General features: G+C 72.8%; 28 protein-coding genes. 5 read left to right on the top strand and 23 right to left on the bottom strand.

What is annotated here, in order from left to right:
* Nucleotides 1–7 precede the first annotated feature (7 nt).
* Both ACXAHD_RS16255 and ACXAHD_RS16250 read left to right on the top strand, forming a co-directional pair.
* Complete coding sequence (locus ACXAHD_RS16255) at nt 8–178, top strand: hypothetical protein (RefSeq protein ID WP_475051480.1); 171 nt, start codon at nt 8–10, stop codon at nt 176–178.
* A gap of 47 nt (nt 179–225) precedes the next feature.
* Nucleotides 226–492: a helix-turn-helix domain-containing protein gene (locus ACXAHD_RS16250; RefSeq protein ID WP_281554627.1), complete on the top strand. Its 267-nt coding sequence runs from the start codon at nt 226–228 to the stop codon at nt 490–492.
* A 26-nt stretch (nt 493–518) separates the two neighbouring features.
* On the opposite strand, the gene ACXAHD_RS16245 is transcribed toward ACXAHD_RS16250, so the two are convergent.
* Nucleotides 519–1,172, bottom strand: a complete 654-nt coding sequence (locus ACXAHD_RS16245; RefSeq protein WP_281554626.1) for a DNA-3-methyladenine glycosylase — start codon at nt 1,170–1,172, stop codon at nt 519–521.
* Between the two features lie 53 nt (nt 1,173–1,225).
* Here ACXAHD_RS16245 and ACXAHD_RS16240 point away from each other — a divergent pair, with 53 nt between their 5' ends.
* Nucleotides 1,226–1,561, top strand: coding sequence for an antibiotic biosynthesis monooxygenase family protein (locus ACXAHD_RS16240; RefSeq protein WP_281554625.1), 336 nt, complete (start codon nt 1,226–1,228; stop codon nt 1,559–1,561).
* Nucleotides 1,562–1,584: 23 nt separating this feature from the next.
* Here the strand turns inward: ACXAHD_RS16240 and argH are convergent, their stop codons facing one another.
* From argH to ACXAHD_RS16195, 9 genes are all read right to left on the bottom strand, one after another.
* Nucleotides 1,585–3,048: an argininosuccinate lyase gene (argH, locus tag ACXAHD_RS16235; RefSeq protein ID WP_281554624.1), complete on the bottom strand. Its 1,464-nt coding sequence runs from the start codon at nt 3,046–3,048 to the stop codon at nt 1,585–1,587.
* A gap of 8 nt (nt 3,049–3,056) precedes the next feature.
* Entirely contained in the window at nt 3,057–4,295 is a 1,239-nt protein-coding gene (locus ACXAHD_RS16230; RefSeq protein ID WP_281554623.1) for an argininosuccinate synthase, read from the bottom strand.
* A gap of 76 nt (nt 4,296–4,371) precedes the next feature.
* Complete coding sequence (locus ACXAHD_RS16225) at nt 4,372–4,881, bottom strand: arginine repressor (RefSeq protein WP_281554622.1); 510 nt, start codon at nt 4,879–4,881, stop codon at nt 4,372–4,374.
* On the bottom strand, nt 4,878–5,813 hold the full coding sequence (gene argF / locus ACXAHD_RS16220) for an ornithine carbamoyltransferase (protein ID WP_281554621.1): 936 nt from the start codon (nt 5,811–5,813) through the stop codon (nt 4,878–4,880). Before argF ends, ACXAHD_RS16225 begins: the two co-directional genes overlap by 4 nt.
* On the bottom strand, nt 5,810–7,018 hold the full coding sequence (locus ACXAHD_RS16215; RefSeq protein ID WP_281554620.1) for an acetylornithine transaminase: 1,209 nt from the start codon (nt 7,016–7,018) through the stop codon (nt 5,810–5,812). The genes argF and ACXAHD_RS16215 overlap by 4 nt, the downstream gene beginning before the upstream one ends.
* Nucleotides 7,019–7,957: an acetylglutamate kinase gene (gene argB, locus ACXAHD_RS16210; protein ID WP_281554619.1), complete on the bottom strand. Its 939-nt coding sequence runs from the start codon at nt 7,955–7,957 to the stop codon at nt 7,019–7,021.
* Nucleotides 7,954–9,162, bottom strand: a complete 1,209-nt coding sequence (argJ, locus tag ACXAHD_RS16205; RefSeq protein ID WP_281554618.1) for a bifunctional glutamate N-acetyltransferase/amino-acid acetyltransferase ArgJ — start codon at nt 9,160–9,162, stop codon at nt 7,954–7,956. Before argJ ends, argB begins: the two co-directional genes overlap by 4 nt.
* Nucleotides 9,159–10,175, bottom strand: a complete 1,017-nt coding sequence (gene argC / locus ACXAHD_RS16200; protein WP_281554617.1) for an N-acetyl-gamma-glutamyl-phosphate reductase — start codon at nt 10,173–10,175, stop codon at nt 9,159–9,161. The genes argJ and argC overlap by 4 nt, the downstream gene beginning before the upstream one ends.
* Nucleotides 10,176–10,273: 98 nt before the next feature.
* Nucleotides 10,274–10,561 carry a DUF427 domain-containing protein gene (locus ACXAHD_RS16195; protein WP_281554616.1) on the bottom strand — a complete coding sequence of 96 codons (288 nt, stop codon included), beginning with the start codon at nt 10,559–10,561 and terminating at the stop codon, nt 10,274–10,276.
* A gap of 241 nt (nt 10,562–10,802) precedes the next feature.
* Here ACXAHD_RS16195 and ACXAHD_RS16190 point away from each other — a divergent pair, with 241 nt between their 5' ends.
* Nucleotides 10,803–11,231: a hypothetical protein gene (locus ACXAHD_RS16190; RefSeq protein WP_281554615.1), complete on the top strand. Its 429-nt coding sequence runs from the start codon at nt 10,803–10,805 to the stop codon at nt 11,229–11,231.
* A gap of 56 nt (nt 11,232–11,287) precedes the next feature.
* On the opposite strand, the gene ACXAHD_RS16185 is transcribed toward ACXAHD_RS16190, so the two are convergent.
* Complete coding sequence (locus tag ACXAHD_RS16185; protein WP_281554614.1) at nt 11,288–11,710, bottom strand: hypothetical protein; 423 nt, start codon at nt 11,708–11,710, stop codon at nt 11,288–11,290.
* Nucleotides 11,711–11,880: 170 nt separating this feature from the next.
* Between ACXAHD_RS16185 and ACXAHD_RS16180 the strand changes: the two genes are divergently transcribed.
* Nucleotides 11,881–13,224, top strand: a complete 1,344-nt coding sequence (locus tag ACXAHD_RS16180) for an SGNH/GDSL hydrolase family protein (RefSeq protein ID WP_281554613.1) — start codon at nt 11,881–11,883, stop codon at nt 13,222–13,224.
* Between the two features lie 76 nt (nt 13,225–13,300).
* Here ACXAHD_RS16180 and ACXAHD_RS16175 read toward each other — a convergent pair whose 3' ends face one another.
* The 12 genes from ACXAHD_RS16175 to ACXAHD_RS16120 all read right to left on the bottom strand — a co-directional run bounded on the left by ACXAHD_RS16175 (nt 13,301) and on the right by ACXAHD_RS16120 (nt 25,220).
* Nucleotides 13,301–15,880 (bottom strand): phenylalanine--tRNA ligase subunit beta, encoded by a 2,580-nt coding sequence (locus tag ACXAHD_RS16175; RefSeq protein ID WP_281554612.1) that lies wholly within the window; start codon nt 15,878–15,880, stop codon nt 13,301–13,303.
* A 3-nt stretch (nt 15,881–15,883) separates the two neighbouring features.
* Nucleotides 15,884–16,945, bottom strand: a complete 1,062-nt coding sequence (locus ACXAHD_RS16170) for a phenylalanine--tRNA ligase subunit alpha (RefSeq protein WP_281554611.1) — start codon at nt 16,943–16,945, stop codon at nt 15,884–15,886.
* Between the two features lie 241 nt (nt 16,946–17,186).
* Complete coding sequence (locus ACXAHD_RS16165; protein WP_281554610.1) at nt 17,187–18,080, bottom strand: TrmH family RNA methyltransferase; 894 nt, start codon at nt 18,078–18,080, stop codon at nt 17,187–17,189.
* Between the two features lie 47 nt (nt 18,081–18,127).
* Nucleotides 18,128–18,520 (bottom strand): 50S ribosomal protein L20, encoded by a 393-nt coding sequence (rplT, locus tag ACXAHD_RS16160; protein WP_123601272.1) that lies wholly within the window; start codon nt 18,518–18,520, stop codon nt 18,128–18,130.
* 31 nt (nt 18,521–18,551) lie between these two features.
* Nucleotides 18,552–18,746 carry a 50S ribosomal protein L35 gene (rpmI, locus tag ACXAHD_RS16155; protein WP_123601271.1) on the bottom strand — a complete coding sequence of 65 codons (195 nt, stop codon included), beginning with the start codon at nt 18,744–18,746 and terminating at the stop codon, nt 18,552–18,554.
* 19 nt (nt 18,747–18,765) lie between these two features.
* Entirely contained in the window at nt 18,766–19,386 is a 621-nt protein-coding gene (infC, locus tag ACXAHD_RS16150) for a translation initiation factor IF-3 (RefSeq protein ID WP_281554609.1), read from the bottom strand.
* 399 nt (nt 19,387–19,785) lie between these two features.
* The gene (locus ACXAHD_RS16145) at nt 19,786–20,199 is read right to left on the bottom strand and encodes a PH domain-containing protein (protein WP_281555563.1); all 414 of its coding nucleotides are present in this window, start codon (nt 20,197–20,199) and stop codon (nt 19,786–19,788) included.
* A gap of 38 nt (nt 20,200–20,237) precedes the next feature.
* Entirely contained in the window at nt 20,238–21,350 is a 1,113-nt protein-coding gene (locus ACXAHD_RS16140) for a DMT family transporter (protein WP_281567358.1), read from the bottom strand.
* A gap of 51 nt (nt 21,351–21,401) precedes the next feature.
* Nucleotides 21,402–22,862, bottom strand: a complete 1,461-nt coding sequence (locus ACXAHD_RS16135; protein WP_281554607.1) for a benzaldehyde dehydrogenase — start codon at nt 22,860–22,862, stop codon at nt 21,402–21,404.
* 388 nt (nt 22,863–23,250) lie between these two features.
* Nucleotides 23,251–24,099, bottom strand: coding sequence for an ATP phosphoribosyltransferase (gene hisG / locus ACXAHD_RS16130; RefSeq protein ID WP_278168769.1), 849 nt, complete (start codon nt 24,097–24,099; stop codon nt 23,251–23,253).
* Between the two features lie 67 nt (nt 24,100–24,166).
* Nucleotides 24,167–24,430, bottom strand: coding sequence for a phosphoribosyl-ATP diphosphatase (locus tag ACXAHD_RS16125; protein WP_281554606.1), 264 nt, complete (start codon nt 24,428–24,430; stop codon nt 24,167–24,169).
* A gap of 67 nt (nt 24,431–24,497) precedes the next feature.
* Nucleotides 24,498–25,220 (bottom strand): Gmad2 immunoglobulin-like domain-containing protein, encoded by a 723-nt coding sequence (locus ACXAHD_RS16120; protein ID WP_475051471.1) that lies wholly within the window; start codon nt 25,218–25,220, stop codon nt 24,498–24,500.
* Nucleotides 25,221–25,334: the final 114 nt, after the last annotated feature.

Raw genomic sequence — 25,334 nt, 5'->3', positions numbered from 1 at the left:
TCGAGGAGTGTCGATTAAGTTGTTCCGCTTGGCGTTCGCCGTCGCGTTCGTCGCCGTGTTGGCCGGGGTCGGCGGCACGGCGGGACCGGGTGCGCTGTCCGGGTCGGTCGGGTCCGCGCGGCTGGCCGTCCTGCTGCGGAATCGAACACCAGATCCTGTCAACTCATTGACTGCCTGACAGTCAACTGCCTACTCTTCCGGAGTCAACCGCTCCGGAGGTCGCCTGTGTCCGAGCCCTCGTACCACCCCGGTCCACGGCTCTCCCAGCAGGAGACCGCAGTGCTGGTCGCCTACCTGTCCGGGCTGACCATGGTCGCCGCCGCCCGCCGCGTCGGCGTCGGTCTCGGCACCGCCAAGCAGTACCTCGAGCGGGTCAAGCGCAAGTACGCCGCCGCCGGCCGCCCCGCGCAGACGAAACTGGAGCTTGCCCGGAGGGCGGTCGAGGACGGCCTGCTGTCGTGGACGGAGCAGCCGTCGCGTCGCGCCGGCTGACGACCTGCTGCCGCACCGATCGCCCGTCATCCGGTCGCGGTCGGCGCCCCGGTCCGGCCGCCGCGCGGCCGGGGAGCGGCCCGACGGTACGCGCTGACCGTCGGCTCGCCGGCCAACCAGAAGCGCCACGGCGTGTGCGGGGCCGCGCCCACCCCCACCCGGGGACCGGTACGGACAGCTCCGGCCGGGACGGGCACCGGCGGTGGCGTCAGCGACACCGGACCGACGCCGTCGAGCAGCGACGTACCGTTCGCCGTGCCGTCCAGCCCGAGCGCGGCCATCAGCCGGGCCGGACCACGGGCCAGGTCCCGGTCCGACACCCACAGGCCACGCCGCCGCCGGGCCGACCCGTGACCCGCGACGATCTCGCCGGCCCGCAGCAGCACCGCCGCCGCCTGTCCCGGCGGGCCGGTGACCACGTTGCCGCACCAGTGCATTCCGTAGCTGAAGTAGACGTACAGGTGACCGGACGGCCCGAACATCGGGGCGTTACGCGGCGTACGGCCCCGGTGGGCGTGCGAGGCGGGGTCGGTGCCGACCCCGGCGTACGCCTCGACCTCGGTGAGCCGGACCTCGACGTCGCTGACGGCGACCCGGCAGCCCAGCAACGCGCGGGCCGCGGCGTCGACCGGTCCGGCGAGCACCGTCGCGAGATCGCCGACCGGCGCGGGTGGTCTCATGGTGCCAGCACAGCACAGCGACCCAGCACACCATCACCGCCCGGGAGCGACCGATGAGTCCCGCCGACACCCCGCCACCGCCGTACTACCTGGTGGTCTTCGCCTCCACCCGCACCGACGACGACCACGGCTACGCGGCCACCGCCCGCCGGATGGTGGAGCTCGCCGCCACGCAGCCGGGCTTCCTGGGCGTGGACAGCGCCCGGGACCCCGACGGGGTCGGCATCACCGTCTCCTACTGGCGTGACGAGGAGTCGATCGCCGCCTGGCGTCGACACGTCGAGCACCTGATCGCCCAGGCCGACGGCAGGGCCCGGTGGTACGCCAGCTTCGCGGTGCACGTGGCCCGGGTGGAACGGGCCTACCGGTTCCCGCCGCCCACCCGGTGACCCGGACCCGGCCGCCGGTTGGGTCAGCGGGGCACCACCGACTCCGCCGCCCACCGGCGCCACCCGGACAGCTGCTCCGTGACGGCGGCCAACTGGTCGGACACCGGACCGGGGCCGGTCGAGCCCGGCGTGGTCCGCACCGCGAGCGCCGACCGTACCGAGAGCACGTCCCGGACACCGGCGTCAAGGTGCTCGCTGACCAGCCGCAGATCGTCGTCGGAGACCTCGTCGAGCGCGCACTCACGGGCCGAGCAGAGCGCCACCAGCTTGCCGGTGACCTCGTGCGCGTCCCGGAACGGCACACCCTTGCGGACCAGCCAGTCCGCCACCTCGGTGGCCAGGGTGAACCCGGCCGGGGCGGCGGCTGCGAGCCGGTCCACCCGTACCGTCATGGTAGAGATCATCCCGGCCAGGGCCGGGAGCAGCAGTTGCAGGGTGTCGACGGCGTCGAACGCCGGCTCCTTGTCCTCCTGCATGTCCCGGTCGTAGGTCAGCGGCAGCCCCTTGAGCATGGTCAACACCGCCACCAGCCCGCCGACGAGGCGGCCGGACTTGCCCCGGGCCAGCTCGGCGATGTCAGCGTTCTTCTTCTGCGGCATGATCGACGACCCGGTGGCGAAGGCGTCGTCGAGCTCCACCCAGCCGAACTCCTGCGAGGTCCAGAGCACCACCTCCTCCCCCAGTCGGGACAGGTGCACCCCGACCATCGCGGTGGCGAAGAGGAACTCGGCGGCGAAGTCCCGGTCGGCGACCGCGTCCATCGAGTTGGCGAACGAGGTCCGGAACCCCAGCTCCTTGGCGACCGCTACCGGATCCAGCGGAAGGCCGGAGCCGGCCAGCGCGCCGGCACCCAACGGTGACACGGCGGTACGCGCGTCCCAGTCGCGCAACCGGTCCAGGTCACGCAGTAGTGGATGGACGTGGGCCAGCAGCCAGTGCCCGAACGTCACCGGCTGGGCGTGCTGCACGTGGGTCATCCCTGGTGCCGGAGTCTCCAGGTGCCGCTCGGCCTGCTCGACCAGAGCAGCGGCCAGCTCGACCAGCTGTGCGGCCAGGCCACGGGCGTGGTCCCGCAGATACAGCCGCAGATCGGTGGCGACCTGGTCGTTGCGGGACCGGCCGGCGCGCAGCTTGCCGCCGAGCGAGCCGAGCCGCTCCAGCAGGCCGCGTTCCAGCGCGGTGTGCACATCCTCGTCGTCCACGGTCGGCCGGAACGACCCGGAGGCGCAGGCCGCCTCCAGGTCGTCCAACGCGGCCAGCATTCGACCCAGTTCGTCCGGATCGAGCAGGCCGGCGGCGGCCAACACCCGGGCGTGTGCCCGGGAGCCGGCGATGTCGTACGGGGCCAGCCGCCAGTCGAACTGGACGCTGACCGACAACCGGGCCAGCGCCTCGGCCGGCCCGCCGGCGAAGCGGCCACCCCACAGGCTGGTGCGGTTCGGGCTGGCGGTGTTCTCGGTCAGGCTCTTGTCGTCCACAGCGACCATTGTCGGGGTCAGGCCTGCGAGCCGGGCAGCCGGGTTTGCCCGCCGGGGCCGGCGAGCCGCGTGTCGCGGGCGGTGGCCAGCCGGCTGGACAGCCCCCACAGCTGCACGAAGCCCTTCGCCTGGCTCTGGTCGAAGGTGTCACCGGTGTCGTAGGTGGCCAGGTTGAAGTCGTACAGGCTGGCCTCGGAACGCCGGCCGACGACGACCGGCCGCCCGCCGTGCAGCACCATCCGGACCTCGCCGGTGACGTGCCGCTGGGTCTCGTCGATGAACGCGTCGAGGGCCTGCTTGAGCGGGGAGAACCACAGGCCGTCGTAGACCAGCTCGCCCCAGCGCTGGTCCACGGTCCGCTTGAACCTGGCCACCTCGCGCTCCACGGTGACGTTCTCCAGCTCCTGGTGGGCGGTGATCAGCGCGATCGCGCCCGGTGCCTCGTACACCTCGCGGCTCTTGATCCCGACGAGCCGGTCCTCGACCATGTCCAGCCGCCCGATGCCCTGCGCGCCGGCCCGCCGGTTGAGCTCCACCACCGCCTGGTACGGGGTGACCGTCTCGCCGTCGACCGCCACCGGCACGCCGGCGTCGAAGGTGATGGTCACCTCGTCGGCGTCGCGCGGCGCGGCCGGGTCGGCGGTGTAGGAGTACAGGTCCTCGATCGGGGCGTTCCAGATGTCCTCCAGGAACCCGGTCTCCACCGCCCGGCCCCACAGGTTCTGGTCGATCGAGTACGGCGACTTGTGTGACACGTCGATCGGCAGCCCCTTCTCCTCGGCCAGCGCGATCGCCTTGTCCCGGGTCCAGGCGAAGTCCCGGGCCGGGGCGACCACCTTCAGCTCCGGCGCGAGCGCGCCGATTCCGACCTCGAAGCGGACCTGGTCGTTGCCCTTGCCGGTGCAGCCGTGCGACACCACGGTGCCACCGTGCTCACGGGCCGCCGCGACCAGATGCTTGACGATCAGCGGCCGGCTCAGCGCCGACACCAGCGGGTAGCGGTCCATGTAGAGGGCGTTCGCCCGCAGCGCCGGCAGGCAGAAGTCGGCGGCGAACTCGTCGCGGGCGTCGACCACCTCGGATTCGACGGCGCCGCAGTCCAGCGCCCGCTGCCGGATGACGTCCATGTCCTCGCCACCCTGGCCGACGTCGACCGCGACGGCGATCACCTCGGCGCCGAGTTCCCCGGCGAGGTACGGGATGGCGACCGAGGTGTCCAGGCCGCCGGAGTAGGCGAGTACCACCCGCTCAGTCATGATGTCGTGCTCCTCGGTTGAATGTGCGTATCGGGTAGATCAGATGGTGGTCGGGTCGGTCAGGCGGTGGGGCGGATCAGGGAGTGGTCGGGCCGGGCGGGGTGGCGGCCCAGGTGGAGAGCTTGCCGGCCAGGTCAGCGCCGCCGACCGGGTCGCGGGCGACGACCAGGATCGTGTCGTCACCGGCGATGGTGCCGACCACGTCCGGCAGCCCGGACCGGTCCAGCGCGCTGGCCAGGAACTGCGCCGCACCCGGCGGGGTACGCAGCACGCAGATGTTGCCACTGGCGTCGACTCCGGTGAGCAGCTCGTGCAGCAGCCGGACCAGGCGGGCCGGGGCCTGCTCGGCGGGGCGCAGCGTCGGGTTGCCGTCCTCCGGGATGAGGTAGACCGCCGGACCTCCGTCGCGGCCACGTACCTTCACCGCGCCGAGTTCCTCCAGGTCCCGCGACAGGGTCGCCTGGGTGACCTGCATGCCGTCGCTGGCGAGCAGCTCGGCCAGCTCGGTCTGGGACCGGACCGTCCTGGCCCGGATCAGCTCGGTGATCCGGGCGTGCCGGGCGGTCCGGGTCGCAGGCCCGGTCACGACGGCCCGCCCGGCTGGCCCAGCAGCCAGGCGAGCAGCGCCTTCTGCGCGTGCAGCCGGTTCTCCGCCTGGTCGAACACGGCGCTGCGCGGGCCGTCGAGCACCTCGTCGGTGATCTCCTCGCCCCGGTGGGCGGGCAGGCAGTGCAGCACGATCGCCTCCGGCGCGGCGGCGTCGAGCAGGTCCAGGTTGACCTGGTACAGCCAGAACGGGGTACGCCGGTCCCGACCGTCGGCTTCCTGACCCATCGACGTCCAGGTGTCGGTGGCCACCACGTCGGCGCCATCGACCGCCTCCTTCGGGTCCCGGATGACCTGCACCGAACCGCCGGTCCAGGCGGCGATCTCCCCGGCCCGGGAGACCACCGACGGGGACGGGTCGTACCCGGTCGGCCCGGACACCCGCACGTGCATCCCGGCGGTTACCCCGGCAAGCAGGTAGGAACTGGCCATGTTGTTCGCCGCGTCGCCGACGTACGCCAGGGTCCGCCCGGTGGTGCCGCCACAGTGTTCCCGCACGGTCAGCAGGTCGGCGAGCAGTTGGCAGGGGTGGAACCCGTCGGTGAGCGCGTTGACCACCGGCACGCTCGCCCCTGCCGCGACCTCGGCGAGGCGGTCGTCACCGAAGGTGCGCATCACGATCGCCGACACGTACCGCGACAGCACCCGACCCGCGTCGGCCAGGGTCTCGCCCCGGCCGAAGTGGGTGGCCTGGGTGTCCACCACGATCGGGTTGCCGCCCAGCTCGGCGATGCCGACGTCGAACGACAGCCGGGTCCGCAGGCTCTGCTTGTCGAACAGCACCGCCACCGAGCGGGGGCCGGCCAGCGGCCGGTGGCCGTAGCGGTCGGCCTTCATCGCGGCGGCAAGGTCCAGCACCGCCGCCTGCTCGGCGGGGCTGAGGTCGTCGTCGCGCAGCAGATGCCGGGTCACGAGCCTTCTCCTGTAGTGGTGGCGGCGTCCAGTGCGGCCGGCAGCGCGGCGAGGAACCCGTCGGCCTCCTCACCGGTGAGGATCAGCGGCGGAGCCAGCCGGATCACGTCCGGCTGGGCCGGGTTGACCAGGAAGCCGGCGTCCCGCAGGGCGACCGCAGCCGCCGGCGCGACCGGCGCGGTGAGCACCACACCGAGCAGCAAACCGGCACCACGTACCGAGGCGACCAGCGGGTGGCCGAGCGATTCGACGCCCCGGCGCAGTTGCTCACCGACCCGCTTGACGTGGTCGAGCAGCCCTTCGGCGGCGATGGTACGTAGCACGGCGAGCGCGGCGGCGCAGCAGACCGGATTGCCGCCGAAGGTGCTGCCGTGACTGCCCGGGGTCAGCAGCGCGGCTGGCGTGCCCACGTCGGCGACCTGGGTGTCAGCGAAGGCGATGCAGGCACCGATCGGTAGCCCGCCGCCCAGCCCTTTGGCGAGGGTGACGACGTCCGGGACGACGCCGTCGGCCTGGTGGGCGAACCAGTGACCGGTCCGCCCGACCCCGGTCTGCACCTCGTCGAGGGTGAACAGGGCACCGTGCCGGCTGGTGATCTCCCGGGCGGCGGCCAGGTAGCCGGGCGGCGGCACCACCACGCCGGCCTCGCCCTGGATCGGCTCCAGGATCACCATCGCGGTGCGGTCGGTGACGGCGGCGGCAAGCGCCTCGGTGTCGCCGTACGGCACATGGGTGACCTCGCCGGGCAGCGGCCGGAACGGGTCGGCTTTGGCCGGTTGCCCGGTCAAGGCCAGGGCCCCCATGGTCCGGCCGTGGAAGCCGTCGTGGGTGGCGACGACGTGGGTCCGACCGGTACGCCGGGACAGTTTGAACGCGGCCTCGACCGCCTCGGCCCCGGAGTTGCAGAAGAACACCGCGCCGGGGCGTCCGGTGAGGGCGAGCAGCAGTTCGGCCAGGGCCACCGGCGGCTCGGCGACGTAGAGGTTGGAGACGTGTCCGAGGGTGCCGATCTGCCGGGTGACCGCCTCGACGACCGCCGGGTGGGCGTGCCCGAGCGAGTTGACCGCGATGCCGCCCAACAGGTCGAGGTAGCGTCGGCCGTCCTCGGCGACGACGGTCGCGCCCTCGCCGTGCACCAGCGCCAGCGGTGGTGTGCCGTAGTTGTCCATCAACGATGCGGACCAGCGGTCCCGCAGCGAGGCCATTCAGGACTCCCCGTCGTTCGTCGGGTCAGTGACCATGGTGCCGAAGCCCTCCGAGGTGAAGACCTCCAGCAGCGTCGAGTGGGCCACCCGGCCGTCGACGACGTGCGCGGCGGGTACCCCGCCGCGTACCGCCCGCAGGCACGCCTCCATCTTCGGCACCATGCCGGCGGCGAGGGTGGGCAGCAGGTCGGCCAGGTCGTCGGCGGTGATCCGGCTGATCAGGCTGGCGGTGTCAGGCCAGGCGGCGTACAGGCCGGGCACGTCGGTGAGCACGACCAGCTTGCGGGCCTGCAGTGCGACGGCCAGCGCGGCGGCGGCCGTGTCGGCGTTGAGGTTGTGCAATACGCCGTCCACGTCCGGCGCCACCGTGGAGATCACCGGAATTCGGCCGGCCGAGATGATGTCGGCGACCGCCGACGGGTTGACCGTGTCGACGTCGCCGACCTGGCCGACATCGACCGGTTCGCCGTCGACGTACGCGGGGCGGCGGATGGCGGTGAACAGGTGGGCGTCCTCGCCGGACAGCCCGACGGCGTAGGGTCCGTGCTCGTTGATCAGACCGACGAGTTCCCGGCCGACCTGGCCGACGAGTACCATCCGGACGACGTCCATCGCCTCCGGGGTGGTGACCCGCAGCCCGCCCTTGAACTCGCTGGCGATGCCGAGCCGGCGCAGCATGCTGGAGATCTGCGGCCCGCCGCCGTGCACCACGACAGGTCGGATACCGGCGTAGCGCAGGAAGACCATGTCGGCGGCGAAGGCCCGCTGCAGCTGCGGGTCGATCATGGCGTTGCCGCCGTACTTGACGACCACGGTGGCCCCGTGGAAGCGGGCCAGCCAGGGCAGCGCCTCGATCAGGGTGGCGGCCTTGGTCTGGGCGAGGCTGAGATCGCGGCTCAGCGCGTCGTGCGGCGCGGGCGGCCGGGCGGTGTCGGTCATGTCGAGTACGCCGAGTTCTCGTGCACGTACGCGTGCGACAGGTCGTTGGTCCAGATGGTCGCGGTGGCGGCACCGGCGTGCAGGTCGATCCGGATGTGCACCTGCCGGCCGGTGAGGTCGACCTGGTCGCGGGGTGCGGCGGCGGCCCCGTCCCGGCAGATCCACACGTCGTTGATCGCCACGTCGAGCTGGTCGGGGTCGAACACCGCGCTGGTGGTGCCGACCGCCGCGAGGATCCGCCCCCAGTTGGGGTCGTTGCCGAACAGCGCCGTCTTGACCAGACTGTTGCGGGCCACCGCCCGGCCGACCTGCACCGCGTCGGTCTCGCTGGCCGCGCTGACCACCTCGATGGCGACCTCCTTGCTGGCGCCTTCGGCGTCGGCGATCAGCTGCCGGGCCAGGTCGGCGCAGGCGGCGGTGACCGCAGCGGTCAGCTCCCCGGCCGACGGGGTGACCCCGGAGGCGCCGCTGGCCAGCAGCAGCACCGTGTCGTTGGTGGACAGGCAGCCGTCGGAGTCGATCCGGTCGAAGGTGGTGCGGCAGGCTTCGCGCAGCGCGGCGTCGAGGTCGGCGGCGTCGACGAGCGCGTCGGTGGTCAGTACGCAGAGCATGGTGGCCATGGCCGGGGCGAGCATGCCCGCGCCCTTGGCCATCCCACCGACCCGCCAGGCCGGTCCGCCGGTGCTGGCGGGGCCGGCGTCGACGACGGTGGTCTTCGGCCGGGTGTCGGTCGTCATGATCGCCTCGGCGGCGGCCGGTCCTCCGTCGGCGGAGAGCCCGGCGGCGGCCGCGGTCACTCCGGCGAGCAGCTTGTCCACCGGCAGCCGTTCGCCGATCAGCCCGGTGGAGCAGACCGCGACCTCACCGGCCCCGACGTCCAGGCCGGTGCCGGCCCCTGTGCCGCCCGCTTCGGTGAGCGTCGCGGCGACGTGTTCGGCGGTGGCGTGAGTGTCCTGGAATCCGGCCGGCCCGGTGCAGGCGTTGGCGCCGCCGGAGTTGAGCACCACCGCCCGCAGCGCACCGGCCCGCAGCACCTGCCGGCTCCACAACACCGGTGCGGCCTGCACCCGGTTGGCGGTGAAGACCCCGGCGGCGGCCGTGGCCGGTCCGTCGTTGACGACCAGGGCGACGTCGACGGCGCCTCCGCTCTTCAGCCCGGCGGCCACCCCGGCCGCCCGGAACCCGTTCGGCGCGGTCACCGTCATGGCGCGATCCCCAGAGTAGTCAGGCCGGTGCTCTCCGGCAGACCGAGCATCAGGTTGGCGCACTGTACTGCCTGACCGGCGGCACCCTTGCCGAGGTTGTCGATGGCGCTGGTCACGATCACCCGTCCCGAGTCGACGTCGGTGGTCACCTGCAGTTGGCAGGCGTTGGATCCGAGGGTCGCGGCGGTGGCCGGCCAACTGCCGGCAGGCAACAGGCGCACGAACGGCTCGTCGGCGTACGCGGCGGTCAGCGCCTCGCGCGCGGCGTCGGCCGGGTCGGCGGCGGCGTCGGTCGGGCGGGCGGTGACCGTGGCCAGGATGCCGCGCGGCATCGGAGCCAGCACCGGGGTGAAGGACAGGCTGGTCGCGCCGGTGGCCTGCTTGATCTCCGGGACGTGCTGGTGGGCGCCGACCTTGTACGGTGACAGGCTGCCCATCACCTCGCTGGCCAGCAGGTGGGTCTTGGCGGACCGACCGGCACCGGACGTGCCGCTGGCGGCGACCACCACGACGTCGTCGGGGGCGACCACTCCGGCGGCGATCAGCGGCGCGAGCGCCAGGGTGGTGGCGACGGCGTAGCAACCGGTGGCGGCGACCCGGTCGGCGGCGGCGATCCGGTCCCGCTGGCCGGGCAGCTCCGGAAGCCCGTACGTCCAGGTGCCGGCGTGCTGGCCGCCGTAGTAGCGGGACCAGGCGGCGGCGTCGCTGAGCCGGTGGTCGGCACCGAGGTCGACGACCTTGACGTCGGACGGCAGGGTGGCGGCGAGCGCGGCCGACTCGCCGTGCGGCAGAGCCAGAAACACCAGGTCCGCTGCGGCCAGGTCGGCCGGATCGGTGGCGACGAACACCAGGTCGAGGCCGGCCAGATGCGGATGCACGGCGGCGACCGGCGCCCCGGCCTGGCTGTGCGCCGTGGCGGCGACCAGGTCCAGCTCGGGGTGCCCGGCGATCAGCCGCAGCAGCTCTCCCCCGGCGTACCCGCTTGCGCCGGCGACGGCGACCCGGATGCCCATACCCACCTCCGCATTTCTATGCAGAGGACGGTATCAGGATGCATCCGGGCCGACAAGACCCTTTCCACCTGCCTGCCAGGTGCCCGCCGCGCCGCCCGTCAGGTGTCGACGACCTCCACGTCGCGCCAGAAGGCGACCCGGTCCCGGACCATGTCGGCCGCCGGCAGCGGTGCCGGGTAGTACCAGACCGCGTCGGCGCTGCGTTGACCATCGCGCTCCAGCGAGTAGTAGGACGCGTCGCCCTTCCATGGACAGTGGGTGTGGGTGTTCGACTCACGTACCAGGTCGTCACGCAGCGACGACCGGGGAAAGTAGTGGTTTCCCTCGACGACGACCGTGTCGTCGCTCTCGGCGATCACAAGTCCGTTCCAGATTGCCTTCGGCATGAGACCCAGCGTAGGCCGTCGATCGTTATCCCGCCCATCCGTCGGATGCCGGTGACCAGAAACCCCGCACCCGCGAACACTGTAGACCGCAGGGCTTCGCGTCGGTATTATGTTGTCGAACCGTGCCGGACCGGCTCCGTCACCGTCTCGACGTTCACTGGGTCCTCATCCACACCCACCGGTGCCCGCCCCACCTCAATCAAGCGGACAACGGCCGGCCTCCGAGCAAGAGGAAGTTCCGTTGACACGACACCTCCGACGGATCGCGACGTACATCGCCGTGGCACTACTGACCGCAGGCGGGCTGACCTTCATTTCAGCACCACCAGCGCGGGCATTCGGCGGCGAGACGTTCGGCTGCCGCGTCGCTCCCGGGGCCGACCTCGTCTGGCGATCGATCTGCTACAACAATCAACCGGCGGGCGCCTACAACGCTGGCTTCGCAGTGCGGAACGCCTCCGGCACCGGATACACCTACTCTTGGAGCATCAGCGGCTCGTACTTGTACGTGATCACCGGCTGCACCACGACGTCCTCCGACTGCGCCCTGGCAATGCCCAACGCGGACGGCGCCGTTCAGGTCACTGTGACCTATACGCTAGCCGGCCAGAGCGCTACTAGCTCAGCCACCGCCGTCATCAGACAGTTCTGCGGCACGCACCTCTGCTGAGCGACCGGCCGGTGCGGGTCACGGAACCGACCGCTGATCACGGAACCGATCGCTGATCACGGGACCGATCCCAGCAGGATCAGCAAACCCGCCACGGCCCCCAGCAGCGCGGCAACCAAGCCAAGACCCTCCCAGGTGTGACGGGTGAGTGTCGGACCGCGACCCGGCGGCACCGCCACGACCGAAGCGCTCTGGCGGTCGCCGACCGGATTACGTGGTTGCGCACCCAGTAGCCGCTCGATCTTGTCCAGGCGGTGCAGGTCACAGCCGAGGAGCAGGCCATACCCAAGGTACGGGCAGTCGCCGTCGCGCCACAGCGGCTCGCCGCACCGGGCGGGGATGGCGAGGACCGCGTACGGCAGCCCGACGGTGAGCGTGAGGAACCAGCCCCAGTGCGGCTGGCCGCTGGCGAACGCCGCCAGCGCCAGCGCGGCGATCGACGCGCCGACGGCCAGTCGCTTCGTCCGCCATTCGGGCATGCCCGCATCCTAGTCGGAGGGTCGACCGGCCCGACGACCACATCGGAGCCCGGGTCCGACCTCGGGACCTGCGCCCCGCGCGGCCCAGCGGCCCACCACAGATATCGACGAGCCTCTATTATTATCGGTCGGCCCGACGTCCGGTCGGGCCGACCGACAAGGAGGGTGGCGTGCGTCCCAGCGACAATCACACCGGCTCGTCCAACTCAGCTGTCCCGGACCGGCGTACCCGATCAGCGGGACGGACGGCGGCGTTCAGCGGGGGTGCTGTCCTGGCCATCACGGTCGCGGCCGCGCTCGCCGCGACCAGCGGCGGCGCCGCACCGCCGGCTCCCGCTGCGACCACCGGCCCGGCCGGCCCCGCCCGGCACCCGGCCACCTGGGTCGCCGCCTGGGCGCCCAGCCCGGTCGAGGGCAGCACCATCCCCTGGTCGGACTGCCCGGCCGGAGACGGTCTGGCCGACCAGACGGTGCGCAACGTCGCCTTCGTCAGCGCCGGTGGCCGGGCCGTCCGGGTACGGATCACCAACACGTTCGGCACCCGGGAGCTGACCGTCGGCCGGGCCTCGGTCGCCGTGCAGCACGACGGCGCGACCGCCGTGCCCGGCTCGATGCGGGAGCTGGCCTTCGGCGGCAGCCACGAGGTCACCGTCGCCGCTGGCGGTCGGGCGCTGAGCGACCCGGTCCCGCTGCGGGTCGCCGCGCTGAGCACCCTGCTGGTCAGTGTGTACGTACCGGAGCCGACCGGACCGGTGACCAACCATCCGTTCACCGCCCAGGGCAACCATCTGGCGGCGGGCGACCGGGCCGCCGCGCCGACCGCCGACGGGTACGCCGACACGCCATGCTGGATGCTCGTCGACGGGATCGACGTGCAGGCCGATCCCCGGGTCGTCGGCTCCGTGGTCGCGCTCGGCGACTCGATCACCGACACCGGCAACACCACCGGCAACGCCAACCGGCGCTGGCCCGATTACCTGGCCCGTCGCCTGCACGACCAGCGCGGGCCCATCCTGTCGGTGGTCAACGCCGGACTCGGCGGCAACCGGCTGCTCGCCCCACGTGACGGGGAACCGTACTGGGGGGTGCCGGCGCTGGCCCGGCTGGAACGCGACGTCTACGCGCAGACCGGAGTCCGGGCGGTGATCCTGCTGGAAGGCACCAACGACATCGGCTACAGCGCCCCGGCCGCCGACATCATCGCCGGCTACCGGCAGGTGATCGCGCAGACCCGGGCCCAGGGACTGCCGATCCTCGGCGGCACTGTGCCACCGTTCGGTGGCTCCTTTTTGGACACCCCCGAGCGGCAGGAGATCTGGCGCGACGTCAACCGCTGGATCCGCACCAGCGGTGCCTTCGACGGGGTGATCGACTTCGCGGCGGCGCTGGCCGACCCGGCCGACCCGACCCGGCTGGCGACCGCGTACGACAGCGGTGACCACCTGCATCCCAACGACGCCGGCTGCGCCGCGATGGCCGACGCCGTCGACCTCGGCTCGCTGCTACGACGCTGACCGACGGTCACCGGCGTTTCCCGACCCGGTCCGCCCGTCGTCGCGGCGGACCGGGGCCGGGACCCTTGTCGGTCGGTCAGGCACCGCGCAGGGTGGCGCCGAGCCGGGAGGCGGCCTCGGCGACCGCGCCGTCGCGGGCCGCCACCGCCTCCTCGACGGTCAGCGTCCGGTCTGCGGCCCGGAACACCAGCTTGTACGCCAGGGACTTGCGCCCGGCACCGAGCTGCTCCCCCGCGTACACGTCGAACAACCGGACCGATTCGAGCAGCTTGCCCGCCCCGGCCACCAGCGCGGCGCGGACCTGCGCCGCCGGGATGGCATCGTCGACGACCAGCGCCACGTCGATCAACGCCGGCGGGAAGCTGGAGAAGTCCGGTGCCGGCACCACCGGAGCCGCCGGCACCGCGTCCAGGTCCAGCTCCATCGCACAGGTACGCCGGGGCAGTTCCAGCGCGGTGACCGCCGCCGGATGCAGCTCCCCGGCGTGGCCGACCACCACCCCGTCGACGAGCAGTTCGGCGCAGCGGCCGGGATGCCAGGGCGCGTGCTCGTCGGCGCGGACCTCGACCCGATCGGCCGGAACGCCGGCGGCGTCGAGCACGGTCCGACCGGCCTCGACGGCGTCGGCCCAGCTGGCCGGCCGGCCCGCGCCCCACCAGCCACCGGGCTCAAGCTCACCGGCCAGCACCACCGCGACGTGCCACGGCTGGTGCGGCACGGCGGCGTCGGCGGCCGCGAACACCTCGTCGGCGGGCCGGTCGTCGACCCCCATCGGCGGCGGTGCGGCGGCACCCGGCCGAGGTTGGAACACCACGCCGATCTCGTAGAGGGCGACGTCGCGCTGCCCCCGGCCGATGTTGCGCCGCAGCGTCGCCAGCAGCGGCGGCAGCAGGCTGGTCCGCAGCAGCGGGTCGGTGTCAGCCAGCGGGTTGGCCAGCCGGACCGCGGCGCGGCGCGGGTCGTCGGCAGGCAGCCCCAGGTCGTCGGCGACCTGCGGGGAGACGAACGGGTAGCAGAGCGCCTCGATGTGACCGGTCTCGGCCAGCGCCCGCGCCACCGACCGGCGGCGGCGTTGGTCGGCGGTGAGCCCTCGGCCGGCCGGGGCGGGCGGCAGGGCGCTGGGCACGTTGTCGAAGCCGTCCAGCCGGACCACCTCCTCAACCAGGTCGGCCGGGTCGGTCAGGTCGGGCCGCCAGCTCGGCGGGCCGACGACCAGCGGCGCCGTACCGTCGTCGGCTGCCGACGCCGCCGAGGTGGCGGTGGCCACGCCGGTGGCGACGGCGCTGGCGCTGGCCGCCCCGGCGGTCAACCCGGTGGCGACGGTGCAGCCGACCGCCTCCAGCAGGTCGACGACCCGCTGCGGCGGGTACGTCACCCCGACCCGGCGGCTGGGCAGCCCGGCGTCGAGGACGATCGGGGCCGGCGGGGCGACGTGGTCGATGTCCAGGATCTCCGCGCCGGCGGAGCCGCCGGCGTGTTCGGTGAGCAGTGCGACGGCGCGGTCGATGGCGACCAGCGGCAGCGCCGGGTCGACGCCGCGTTCCCACCGTTTGGCGGCCTCGCTGAACAGCTTGTGCCGACGGGCGGTACGCCCGACCATCACCGGATCCCAGTGCGCGGCCTCGAACAGCACGTTGCGGGTGCCGGGCACCACCTCGCTGGTCTCGCCGCCCATCACTGCGGCGAGCGAGATCGGTCCGGTGTCGTCGCAGATCACCATGTCCTCGGCGTCGAGGATTCGGGCCACCCCGTCCAGGGTGGTCAGCTTCTCCCCCGCGACGGCACGTCGGACCACCAGCGGCCCGGCGAGCCGGTCGGCGTCGAAGGCATGCATCGGCTGGCCGAGTTCGAGCATCAGGTAGTTGGTGATGTCCACGGCGAGGCTGATGCTGCGTACCCCGGCGGTGGTCAGCCGGCGGGCCATCCAGGCCGGCGTCGGCGCGGTCGGGTCGATGCCGCGGACCATCCGGGCGGTGAACCGGTCGCAGCCGACGGTGTCGCGGACCTCGACCGGGTAGGCCGGGGTGTCGGTGGCGCCGGGCGCGTCGATCGCCGCCGGGTCCCGCCACGGTACGCCGAGCGCCTGGGCGAGTTCGCGGGCGATGCCGCGTACCGACATGGCGTACCCCCGGTCGGGGGTGATCTCGACGTCGACCACGACGTCGTCGAGGCCGACGACGGGTCGGGCGTCGTCGCCGGGCGCGGCGGTGACGTCCGGGGGCAGCACGATGATGCCGGCGTGGTCGTCGCTGACGCCCAACTCGCGGGCGGAGCAGATCATGCCGTTGGAGTTGCGCCCGTAGGTTCTCCGGGCGCCGATGGCGAATCCGCCGGGCAGCACCCCGCCGGGCAGGATGACGACGACCTTGTCGCCGGGGGCGAAGTTGGTGGCGCCGCAGACGATTTCCTGCGGCTCACCGGTGCCGTTGGCGGTGCCGACGTCGACCCGGCAGAACCGGATCGGCTTCTTGAAGCCGGTGAGTTCCTCGACTTCGCGGACCTCGCCGACGACGAGTGGGCCGGTGACGGTGCCGGCCAGGTCGACGATGGACTCGACTTCCAGGCCGAGGCCGACCAGGGCGTCTTCGAGCTGCTGCGGGGCGAGGTCGGCCGGCAGGTCGACGTGCTCGCGCAGCCAGGAAAGTGCGATCCGCATGTCTCAGACCTCCATCCCGAACGCGCGGGTGAACCGCACGTCGCCTTCCACCATGTCGCGCATGTCGCTGATGCCGTGCCGGAACATCAGGGTGCGTTCGATGCCCATGCCGAACGCGAATCCGGAGTAGACCTCCGGGTCGATGCCGCAGGCTCGCAGCACCCGGGGGTTGACCATGCCGCAGCCGCCCCATTCGACCCACCGTGGCCCGTCGCGGTGCTGTGGGAACCAGACGTCGAACTCGGCGGACGGCTCGGTGAACGGGAAGTAGTGCGGCCGCCAGCGGGTCCGGGCGTCGGCGCCGAACATCGCCCGGGCGAAGTGGTCCAGGGTGCCCTTGAGGTGCGCCATGGTGATACCCCGGTCGACGACGAGCCCTTCGACCTGGTGGAACACCGGGGTGTGGGTGGCGTCGAGTTCGTCGGTGCGGTAGACCCGCCCCGGGCAGACCACGTGGATCGGCGGGGTGCGGGTCAGCATGGTCCGGGCCTGCACCGGTGAGGTGTGGGTGCGCAGCACCAGGCCGGGCAGGTCAAGGTGGAAGGTGTCCATCAGCCCGCGTGCCGGGTGGTCGGGGCTGATGTTGAGCGCGTCGAAGTTGGTCCACTCCAGCTCAGCCTCGGGGCCTTCGGCGATCTCGTAGCCCATCCCGACGAACAGGTCAGCGATGCGTTCCATCAGGGTGGTCAGCGGGTGCCGGCCGCCGCGCGGGCGGCGGTCGTACGGCAGGGTGACGTCGACGCGTTCCTCGGCAAGCACCCGCCGAGCCCGCTCGGCTTCGAGTTCGCCGCGCCGGGCGTCGTACGCGGTCTGCACCGCGGTGCGCGCCTCGTTGACCCGCTTGCCGGCGTCGGCCTTGGCGGCCGGCGGCAGCGCGCCGATTTCCCGGCGGGCCAGCGAGATCGGGGCGCGGTCGCCGAGGTGCTGGGGTCGCAGTGCGGTCAACGCGTCCAGGTCGGCGGCGGCGGCGAACGCCTTCTCGGCGTCAGCGACCGCGCCGGTGAGCGCGGCCGGGTCGAGCAACGCGACCTGCTTCGGATCGTATGGGTCGTTGCGGTAGGTCATGACGTGCGGGCACTCCCTCGCGGCGTGCGGTCACCGGGGCCGATGACCGGCAAGAGTCTACGGACGCGCGGCGCTGCCGCAGCCCGCCGGTAGGGTGCGCAGGCAGGAAGGGTCGGTCAGCCCTGCCGCCCGCCGGAACCGGCGGGCCGGGTAAACAGCCGATGAGGTGGCACACCACAGCCGGGCCGCCGGTCGCGGCGCGTCGGATGGTCGTCGACGCGCGCCGGGTAGCTGCGGACGCTCATCGCGTGGGCCTTCCTGGGCGCTGTGCTCTGGCCGAAGTGTACAGGCAGACGGCTGCGGCGGCAGCCAGGTTCAGGCTCTCGGCGCGGCCGTGCAGCGGCACCCGCACCCGGGCGTCGGCCCGGTCGGCCAGCTCGGCCGGCAGGCCGTGCGCCTCGGTGCCGAAGAGCCAGGCGGTCGGCGCGGCCAGCGCGCCCGAGTCGGCGAGGTCGTCGAGGTCGGTGTCGCCATGGCCGGTGGTGGCGAGCACCCGCAGGCCGGCGGCGCGCAGCTCGTCGACGACGTGTGCCGGGTCGTCGTGGCGGACCACATCGACGTGGAACAGGCTGCCGGCGCTGGCCCGGACGCACTTTCCGTTGTACGGGTCGACGGCGGCGCCGGCGAAGACGACGGCGCCGGCACCGGCGGCGTCGGTGGTGCGCAGCACGGTGCCGGCGTTGCCCGGGTCGCGGATCTCGACCAGCACGGCGGCCAGCGCGGGCCGGCGGTGCAGCGCGCTGTCGAGGGTGACGTCGAGGTGGTCGCAGACGGCGACGACGCCCTGCGGGTTGACGGTCTCGGCCAGCGCGGTGAGCGCGGCGTCGTCGACGATGGAGACGTCGATGCCGGCGCTGGCCGCCGCGACGGTCAGGTCGGTGTGCCGGGTACGCCCGGCGGCGGTGGTGAACAGTTCGCGGACCAGGCCGGGCACGGCGAGCGCTTCCCGGACGGCCTGCGGGCCTTCGGCGAGGAAGCGCCGCGTCGCGTCGCGGTCGCGGCGCCGGTGCAGCCGCCGGGCGGCCACGATCCTGGGGGTACGGGTGGTGAACGTCGGCTGCCGGTGGTCGGCCCCGCCGCCGGTGGTGGTGGCCGGGACACGGTCGAGGCGCCCGGCTGGCCGTGGTGCGGTCATGCCGGACGCCTCGATTCGTGCCACGTGCGGGTCAGGGTCGCGCCGGTTCAGGCGGCCTGGGCCGCCGCGCCGCCGGTGCCTTCGGCGGCGACCGCCGTGCGGGCCACCTCCACCAGGGCGGCGAACGCGGTGGCGTCGTTGACCGCCAGGTCCGCGAGGACCTTGCGGTCGACCTCGACGCCGGCCAGCTTGAGGCCCTGGATGAGGCGGTTGTAGGTCATCCCGTTGGCGCGGGCCGCCGCGTTGATCCGGGTGATCCACAGCTGCCGGAAGTCGCCCTTGCGGTCGCGACGGTCCCGGTAGGCGTACTGCATCGAGTGCAGCACCTGCTCCTTGGCCTTGCGGTACAGCCGGGACCGCTGGCCCCGGTAGCCGCTGGCGTCCTCCAGCAGGGTACGGCGCTTCTTCTGAGCGTTTACGGACCGCTTGACGCGTGCCATTTCACCTACTCCTTCAGGTCAGTGGCGCGCGTCAGCGGCCGAGCAGCTTCTTGATGCGCTTGACGTCGGCCGGGGACACCTCGACGGTGCCGGTGAGCCGGCGGGTCCGAGTGGAGGGCTTGCCCTCCAGCAGGTGGCGCTTACCCGCCTGCTCGGCCAGGATCTTGCCACGGCCGGTCACCTTGACCCGCTTGCCCATACCGGTGTGGCTCTTCATCTTTGGCATGTGTCGCGTCTCTCCCCTGTCACTCGCCGGTGTTCCCGGCGGGTCCGGCCGTGGCGGCCGGTGGTGGTGCCTCGACGGCGCCGGAATCCCGGTCCCGGGAGGCTCCGCCGCCCCGGGCCGCCGTCGCGGCGGCCGCAGCGGCCTTGGTGGCCCGGTGCGGGGCCAACACCATGATCATGTTCCGGCCGTCCTGCTTCGGTGCGGCCTCGACGTACCCCAGGTCGGAGATCTCCGATTCGAGCCGGCGCAGCAGCCGGTAGCCCAGCTCCGGCCGGCTCTGTTCCCGGCCCCGGAACATGATCGTGACCTTGACCTTGTCTCCGGCCTTGAGGAACCGCACCACGTGACCCTTCTTGGTCTCGTAGTCGTGCGGGTCGATCTTAGGCCGAAGCTTCATTTCCTTGATGACGGTCTGCTGCTGGTTACGCCGCGCTTCGCGCGCCTTGAGTGCGCTCTCGTACTTGAACTTGCCGAAGTCCATGAGCTTGCACACCGGCGGGCGCGCCATCGGCGCAACCTCAACCAGGTCCAGGTCGACGTCCGCGGCCAGCTGCAGGGCGCGCTCCAGCGGGACGATGCCCACCTGCTCACCCTCAGGGCCGACCAGTCGGACCTCACGTGCCCGGATCTGCTCGTTCACGCGTGGTTCGACGCTGATGGGGCCTCCTCGAGTCGGTAATCTCCATGGTGCCGTCACCCCGGGCCGGCCCCCGGTTGGGGACGCCCCGGGAAAGCAGAAGGCCCTGGCACATGCCAGGGCCTGCTCGACCGGTCGGTGACGCCGTCGACGGCGTCGACCCAACGGCGGACGGACCGCCGTCGGAAGACCGGACCCGCCCGCTGGATGGTGGTCCGCGGTACGGGTGGGAGCAGGCGCTCCGCTTTCGCGACTACCTCCGCCCGGCTGCCGGCTCGCGCCGGCGCCGCCGGTCGAGGGCAGCGTGGTCGACATGACAAGACTACCAGGCTCCGGCCATAGCCGTATGTCCGGTCCGGTGTCAACAACCAGTGCCAGCCAGCGGCGGTCGACCCGGCAGCATCAGCCGGCGGCGGTCGCCGTGCGGCTCGCAGCGTGCAGCCGGCGCAACGCCCGGACAGCCTCGACGGCGTGCTCCCGGTCGACGGACTGCAGCGCCAGCATCGGCACCAGCTCGTCATCGGCCAGTTCCAAACTGGCCCAGGCGGCGTCCCGGTCGAAGCGGACCGCCGCGACCAGCGACCACGGCAGTTGGTACGAGCGCAACACGTTTCGCACCCGCACCCCGGCGGCGTCGGCTTCGACCCGGGGCCGGGTGAACAACAGGATCACGGCGGCCCCGACCAGGCCGAGACCGACCATGGCGGCCTGGTCGCCACGCTGGAAGCTGCCCAGGTTCGCGCCGGTGGACCCCTGCAGGCCGAAGCTGACCGCAGTGAAGACCAGCAGCAGCGCGGCAGCCAGCGACCAGCACATCACCCGCAACCGGCGGGCACGCACCACCAGCGCGCCGGTCAGCTCGGTGGTCGGGTCGGTCGGCTCGTCTGCCACCCGGTCAAGTCTGCCACCGCACCGTCGCGGCCGACCGGCCGGGACCGACGGGCACCCCGACCGGACACCAGCACCGCGACGATGATCAGCGCGGCGCCGGCGATGAGACCCGGGCTGACGCCGGCACCGCCGGGGACCAGGACGTCGATAAGCAGCGCCCCGACGAGCTGACCGGCGACCACCCCGAGCCCGGTCCGCAGCACCCCGACCGACCGGACCCCGACCAGCAGCGCCACCACGATGCAGACGCCGAACAGCCCGCCCAGGTAGAGGAACCACTCGCCCGGCCACGCCCGGCCGGCCGCCGCCTGGTAACCGCCGAGCAGGCCGGCCGCGATCAGCACCAGCGGCGTACTGACCACGAAGTTCGCCACCGTGCCCATCGCGGTGGTGCTGGCCGCCGAGACCCGCCCGTTGAGCGCGGACTGCACCGACACCGCCAGCCCGCCGGCCACCGCCAGCGCGATCACCCCGACCGCGAGCTGCCCGACCGGCCGGCCGACCTGGGCCACCACCACCGCGCCGATGCCGAGCAGCGCCCCGACCAGCCGGGGAATCGTGACGGCGAGCCGGCCGGCCGGGGCCAGCCCGACCCGGTCCACCGCCAGGCCGCCGAGACTGTTGCCGGCGACCTGGGCGATGGTCAGCACCGCCACCCCGAGCACCGGCACCGCGTAGGCGGCGACGGTGACAAAGAACGCCCCACCGACCCCGCCGAGGTAGGTCCACCAGGGCAGCCGGGCGTCCCGCAGGGTCCGCAGCCCGGCGCGCATCGACGGCAGGAGCAGCAGCCCGAGGGCGACCAGCAGCGATCCGCCGATGTTGTTGACCACCGCCCCGATGGCGGCGCTGCCCATCCGGGCACCGAGTTCGGCGTTGACCGCGCTCTGCGACGCGGACGCCACCCCGCCGAGCCCGGCGACGGCCAGCGCCAGCCAGGGCGGCAGCACCCCGGCAAGGCGGCGCTGGGCCGGCCTCCGCCGCGCCGGCTGGGGCGACGTGGTGGCCGGCGTAGGGTCCGGTGGTGTCACCCGGCCACTGTCACAGCCGGCCGCGACGATGTCTGTGACGGACATCGCGTACCGTCGGCGGATCGACGTCCGTCCAGCAGCTGCCGGTCCGCCGGGTCAGAACGGGAACCGGCTGATGTCGCCCTGCATGGTGAGCCACTGGGTCTCGGTGAATGCCTCGATGTTGGCGGCCGGCCCACCGAACCGGCTGCCGGTGCCGGAGACACCAACCCCGCCGAACGGCGCCACCGCCTCGTCGTCGACGGTCTGGTCGTTGATGTGCACGATGCCGCTGGGGATCCGGTCGGCCAGCGCCATCGCCTTCATCACGTCCCGGCTCAGAATGCCGAGCGAAAGGCCGTACTCGGTGTCGCCGGCCAACGCGACCGCCTCGTCCAGGTCGGCGAAGGTGGCGACCGGCGCGACCGGGCCGAACACCTCCTGAGCGAACGCCGGTGTAGTCGGGGTGGCGTCGGCCAGCACCGTCGGCCGGTAGAACAGCTCCTCGTAGGTGCCGCCGGCCGCCAGCCGGGCCCCGGCGTCGACGCTGGCCGTGACCAGCGAGTGGATCTTGTCCCGCTGATGTTCGTCGATGATCGGGCCGAGCGCCACCTGCCCGGCCGCCGGATCCCCGACCGGCAGGTGGTCGGCCTTGGCCGCCAACTGCTCGACGTACCGGTCGGCGATCCGCTCGTGCACCAGGTGCCGGCCGGTGGCCATGCAGATCTGCCCCTGGTGCAGGAACGACCCCCAGGCGCCGGCCGAGACCGCGAGATCCAGGTCGGCGTCGTCGAGCACGATCAGCGCCGAGTTGCCACCCAACTCCAGGTGGGCCCGCTTGAGATGGCGGGCGGCGGCCTCGCCCACCTTGCGCCCGGCGGCGGTGGAACCGGTGAAGCTGACCACCCGGACCCGGGGGTCGGCGATCAGCGCCTCGCCGACGTCCGCCCCGCCGGGCAGCACGTGCAGCAGCCCGTCGGGCAGACCCGCCTCCTGGAAGATCCGGGCGATCGACACCCCGCCGCAGACCGCCGTACGCGGGTCCGGTTTGAACACCACCGCGTTGCCCAACGCCAGCGCCGGCGCGACCGACCGGATGGACAGGATCAGCGGGAAGTTGAACGGCGCGACGACGCCGACCACCCCGACCGGCAGCCGACGCGCCAGACTCAGCCGGGGCTGGCCGGTGGCCAGGATCTCGCCGGTCGGGTGCGACGGCAGGGTGGCCGCCTCGTAGCACTCCTGGGCGGCGGTGGTGGTCTCCACCTCGGCCTTCGGCGGCACCGACCCGGCCTCGCGGATCAGCCAGCCACCGATGTCGTCGGCGTACTGCTCGAACAGCTGACCGGCCCGGCGCAGCACGGCGGCCCGCTCCAGGTAGCTGGTGGCGGCCCAGTCGCGCTGCGCCTGCGCGGCCCGGACGCAGGCCCGCGTCACGTCGTCGGCGTTGCCGACACCGACCCGACCGATCTCCTGCCGGGTGGCCGGTGACATGACGGCCATCGTGCCGCCGGCCGCCTCGGTCCAGCCGTCGCTGAAAATCATGCCGTGCCACGTCGTCGTGTCGAGTAGTGCCATGAGGAACCTCCGGCCGGTCGGGAATCCGAATCCTCCCTACCTTCCCGCACCGGCACCGGATCCACCTCAGGAACCGGCGTCACCCGTACGAGGAGTTGAGCCGCGACCGATCATCACCATGACCCCGAACACGCCACCCAGGTAGAGGAACCGGGTGCGATCAGCTCGACTATGCGGTAGCCGCCGATCCGCTCCGGCGCCACGTGACCTCCTCGGCGGACGCGAACCCAAGCCCAACCCAATTGACGGAACGTGTCCGCCAGGACGCATGACGTAATCGCGTCATAGATCGTCCCGCTACCAACCGAATGGCGTTTTCCGCCAAGTACCTACGCCCGATCCGCGCCCGCTTGTCCGCCAGCCGGGTAAGGGCGTGGCGGCCGGTGAGTCAGAGGCGGCAGGCGTGGATGTCGGTGACCAGGATGGCGCGGGCGCCCAGGTCGTACAGCTCGTCCATGATCCGGTGCACCTCGGCACGGCGGACCATGGCCTGCACCGCCACCCAGCCTTCGCGGTGCAGCGGCGAGATGGTCGGCGACTCGATGCCCGGGGTCAGCGCGGTGGCCTGTTCCAGCAGGTCGGCGCGCACGTCGTAGGCGAGCATCACGTACCGGTGGGCGACCAGGACCCCCTGCAGCCGGCGGATCAGCTGGTCGGCCTGGCCGGTGGTGGCGGTGCCGGCCGGGTGCACCAGCACCGCCGAGGAGCGCAGGATCGGCTCGCCGACGGTGACCAGGCCCGCCTGGCGCAGCGTGGCGCCGGTTTCCACCACGTCGGCGATGACGTCGGCGACGCCGAGCCGGATGGCGTTCTCGACCGCGCCGTCGAGGCGGACCACCTCGGCCTTCAGCCCGTGTTCGCCGAGGTAGCTCTCGACCACCCCGGGGTACGCGGTGGCGATGCGTCGCCCGGCGATCTGCTCCGGCACCCGGGTCAGGGTCTCCGGGCGGGCGGCGAACCGGAACGTCGCCCCGGCGAAGTCGAGGTCGAGCAGCTCCTCGGCCGGGCTGCCGGAGTCGATCAGCAGGTCCCGGCCGGTGATGCCGAGCTCCAGCTCACCGCTGCCGACGTAGGTGGCGATGTCACGGGGCCGCAGGTAGAAGAACTCGACGTCGTTGGCCTCGTCGCGGCAGACCAGGTCCTTGGGGTCGGTGCGCTGGCGGTAGCCGGCTTCGCGCAGCATGTCGGCGGCCGGTCCGGAGAGGGTGCCTTTGTTCGGTACGGCGATGCGCAGCATCTCGGTCTCGCTCCTGTCGAGGGTGTGAGGGTCACACGAGGGTGCGGGTCACGGTCGCAAGGGCGGGTCAGAGATGTCGGTAGACGTCCTCGAGCTCCAGTCCGGTGGCCAGCATCAGCACCTGCGCCTGGTAGAGCAGCTGAGAGATCTCCTCGGCGGCCCGTTGCGGCCCTTCGTGCTCGGCGGCCATCCACGCTTCGGCCGCCTCCTCGACGACCTTCTTGCCGATGGCGTGTACGCCGCGTTCCAGCGCGGCCACCGTCGACGAGCCCGGGGTCCCGGCCGCCGCCTTGGCCTGCAGCTCGGCGAACAACTCCTCGAACGTCTTCACGGTGCCCGATTGTGGCAGCCCGGCACCGGGCGGGTCGGCACCGGGTCCGCACCGGTCCACCTGCTGATCACCGTACGGTGATCGCGGCGTCGACGAGGTACCGGGGCCCTTCGTCGGCGACCATCGACTCCTCGTACGCCTCGATGGTGTAGTCGCCGGGCGGCAGGCTCAACTCGACGAACGCCTCCCCCCGGCCGGGTGCGCCCGCGTCGAGCGTGACGTACCGCCGGTGCACGACCTGTCCGCCCTGGCGGATCCGCAGCTGGGCGGTGGCCTCGTGGACGCTGCCAGCGAGGTGCACGGTGAAGGTCGACCCGACGGTGTCGCCGTGCTGCGGGTCGATCAGCCAGAGCATGGCCAGGGTGTCCAGCGCGGCCCCCTTGGTGATCTCGTCGCCGGTGTCGACGTGACCCCACAGCCGGTCCACCGGCTCGCCGTCGAGCAGCAGCCGGATCCTGGGGTCGCCGCCGGTGACGCCGGCGACGGTCCAGGCGAGCTGCTGCACCGCAGCGGCGGCCCCGGCGGCGTCGAGGTTGGCGACCCCGGCTCCGGTGATGTTGACGCCGACGATGTCGTACTGGGTCCACACGGTCGCCACCGTGGCCCCGGACGGCCACAGGGTGCGGTAGTCGGGATCGGCGAGCCGGGCGGCGGTGAGCATCTCGCCGAGCGTGGCCCGCAGTTCGGCGACGACACCGGTGTCGGTCAGCTGGAACCGGTGGAACTCGCGGTAGAGCCGCAGCCCCTCGCCGTCGGCCGTACCGACGTAGTAGACCGGCAGGGTCGACACCGGGGTACCGGCCTATTGTCCGGCGGCGTCGGCGGTCGGCGTACCGCCGGTCGCCGGGCCGGCGACCGGGGCGTCGCGGTCGGTCGGCTGGTCGGTCGGCCCGCCGGTCGGTGC

The organism is Micromonospora sp. ABR4_055, from assembly GCF_056160425.1.
Note: the sequence above shows the minus strand (reverse complement) of the source record. Positions and strands in the feature narration are given on the sequence as shown.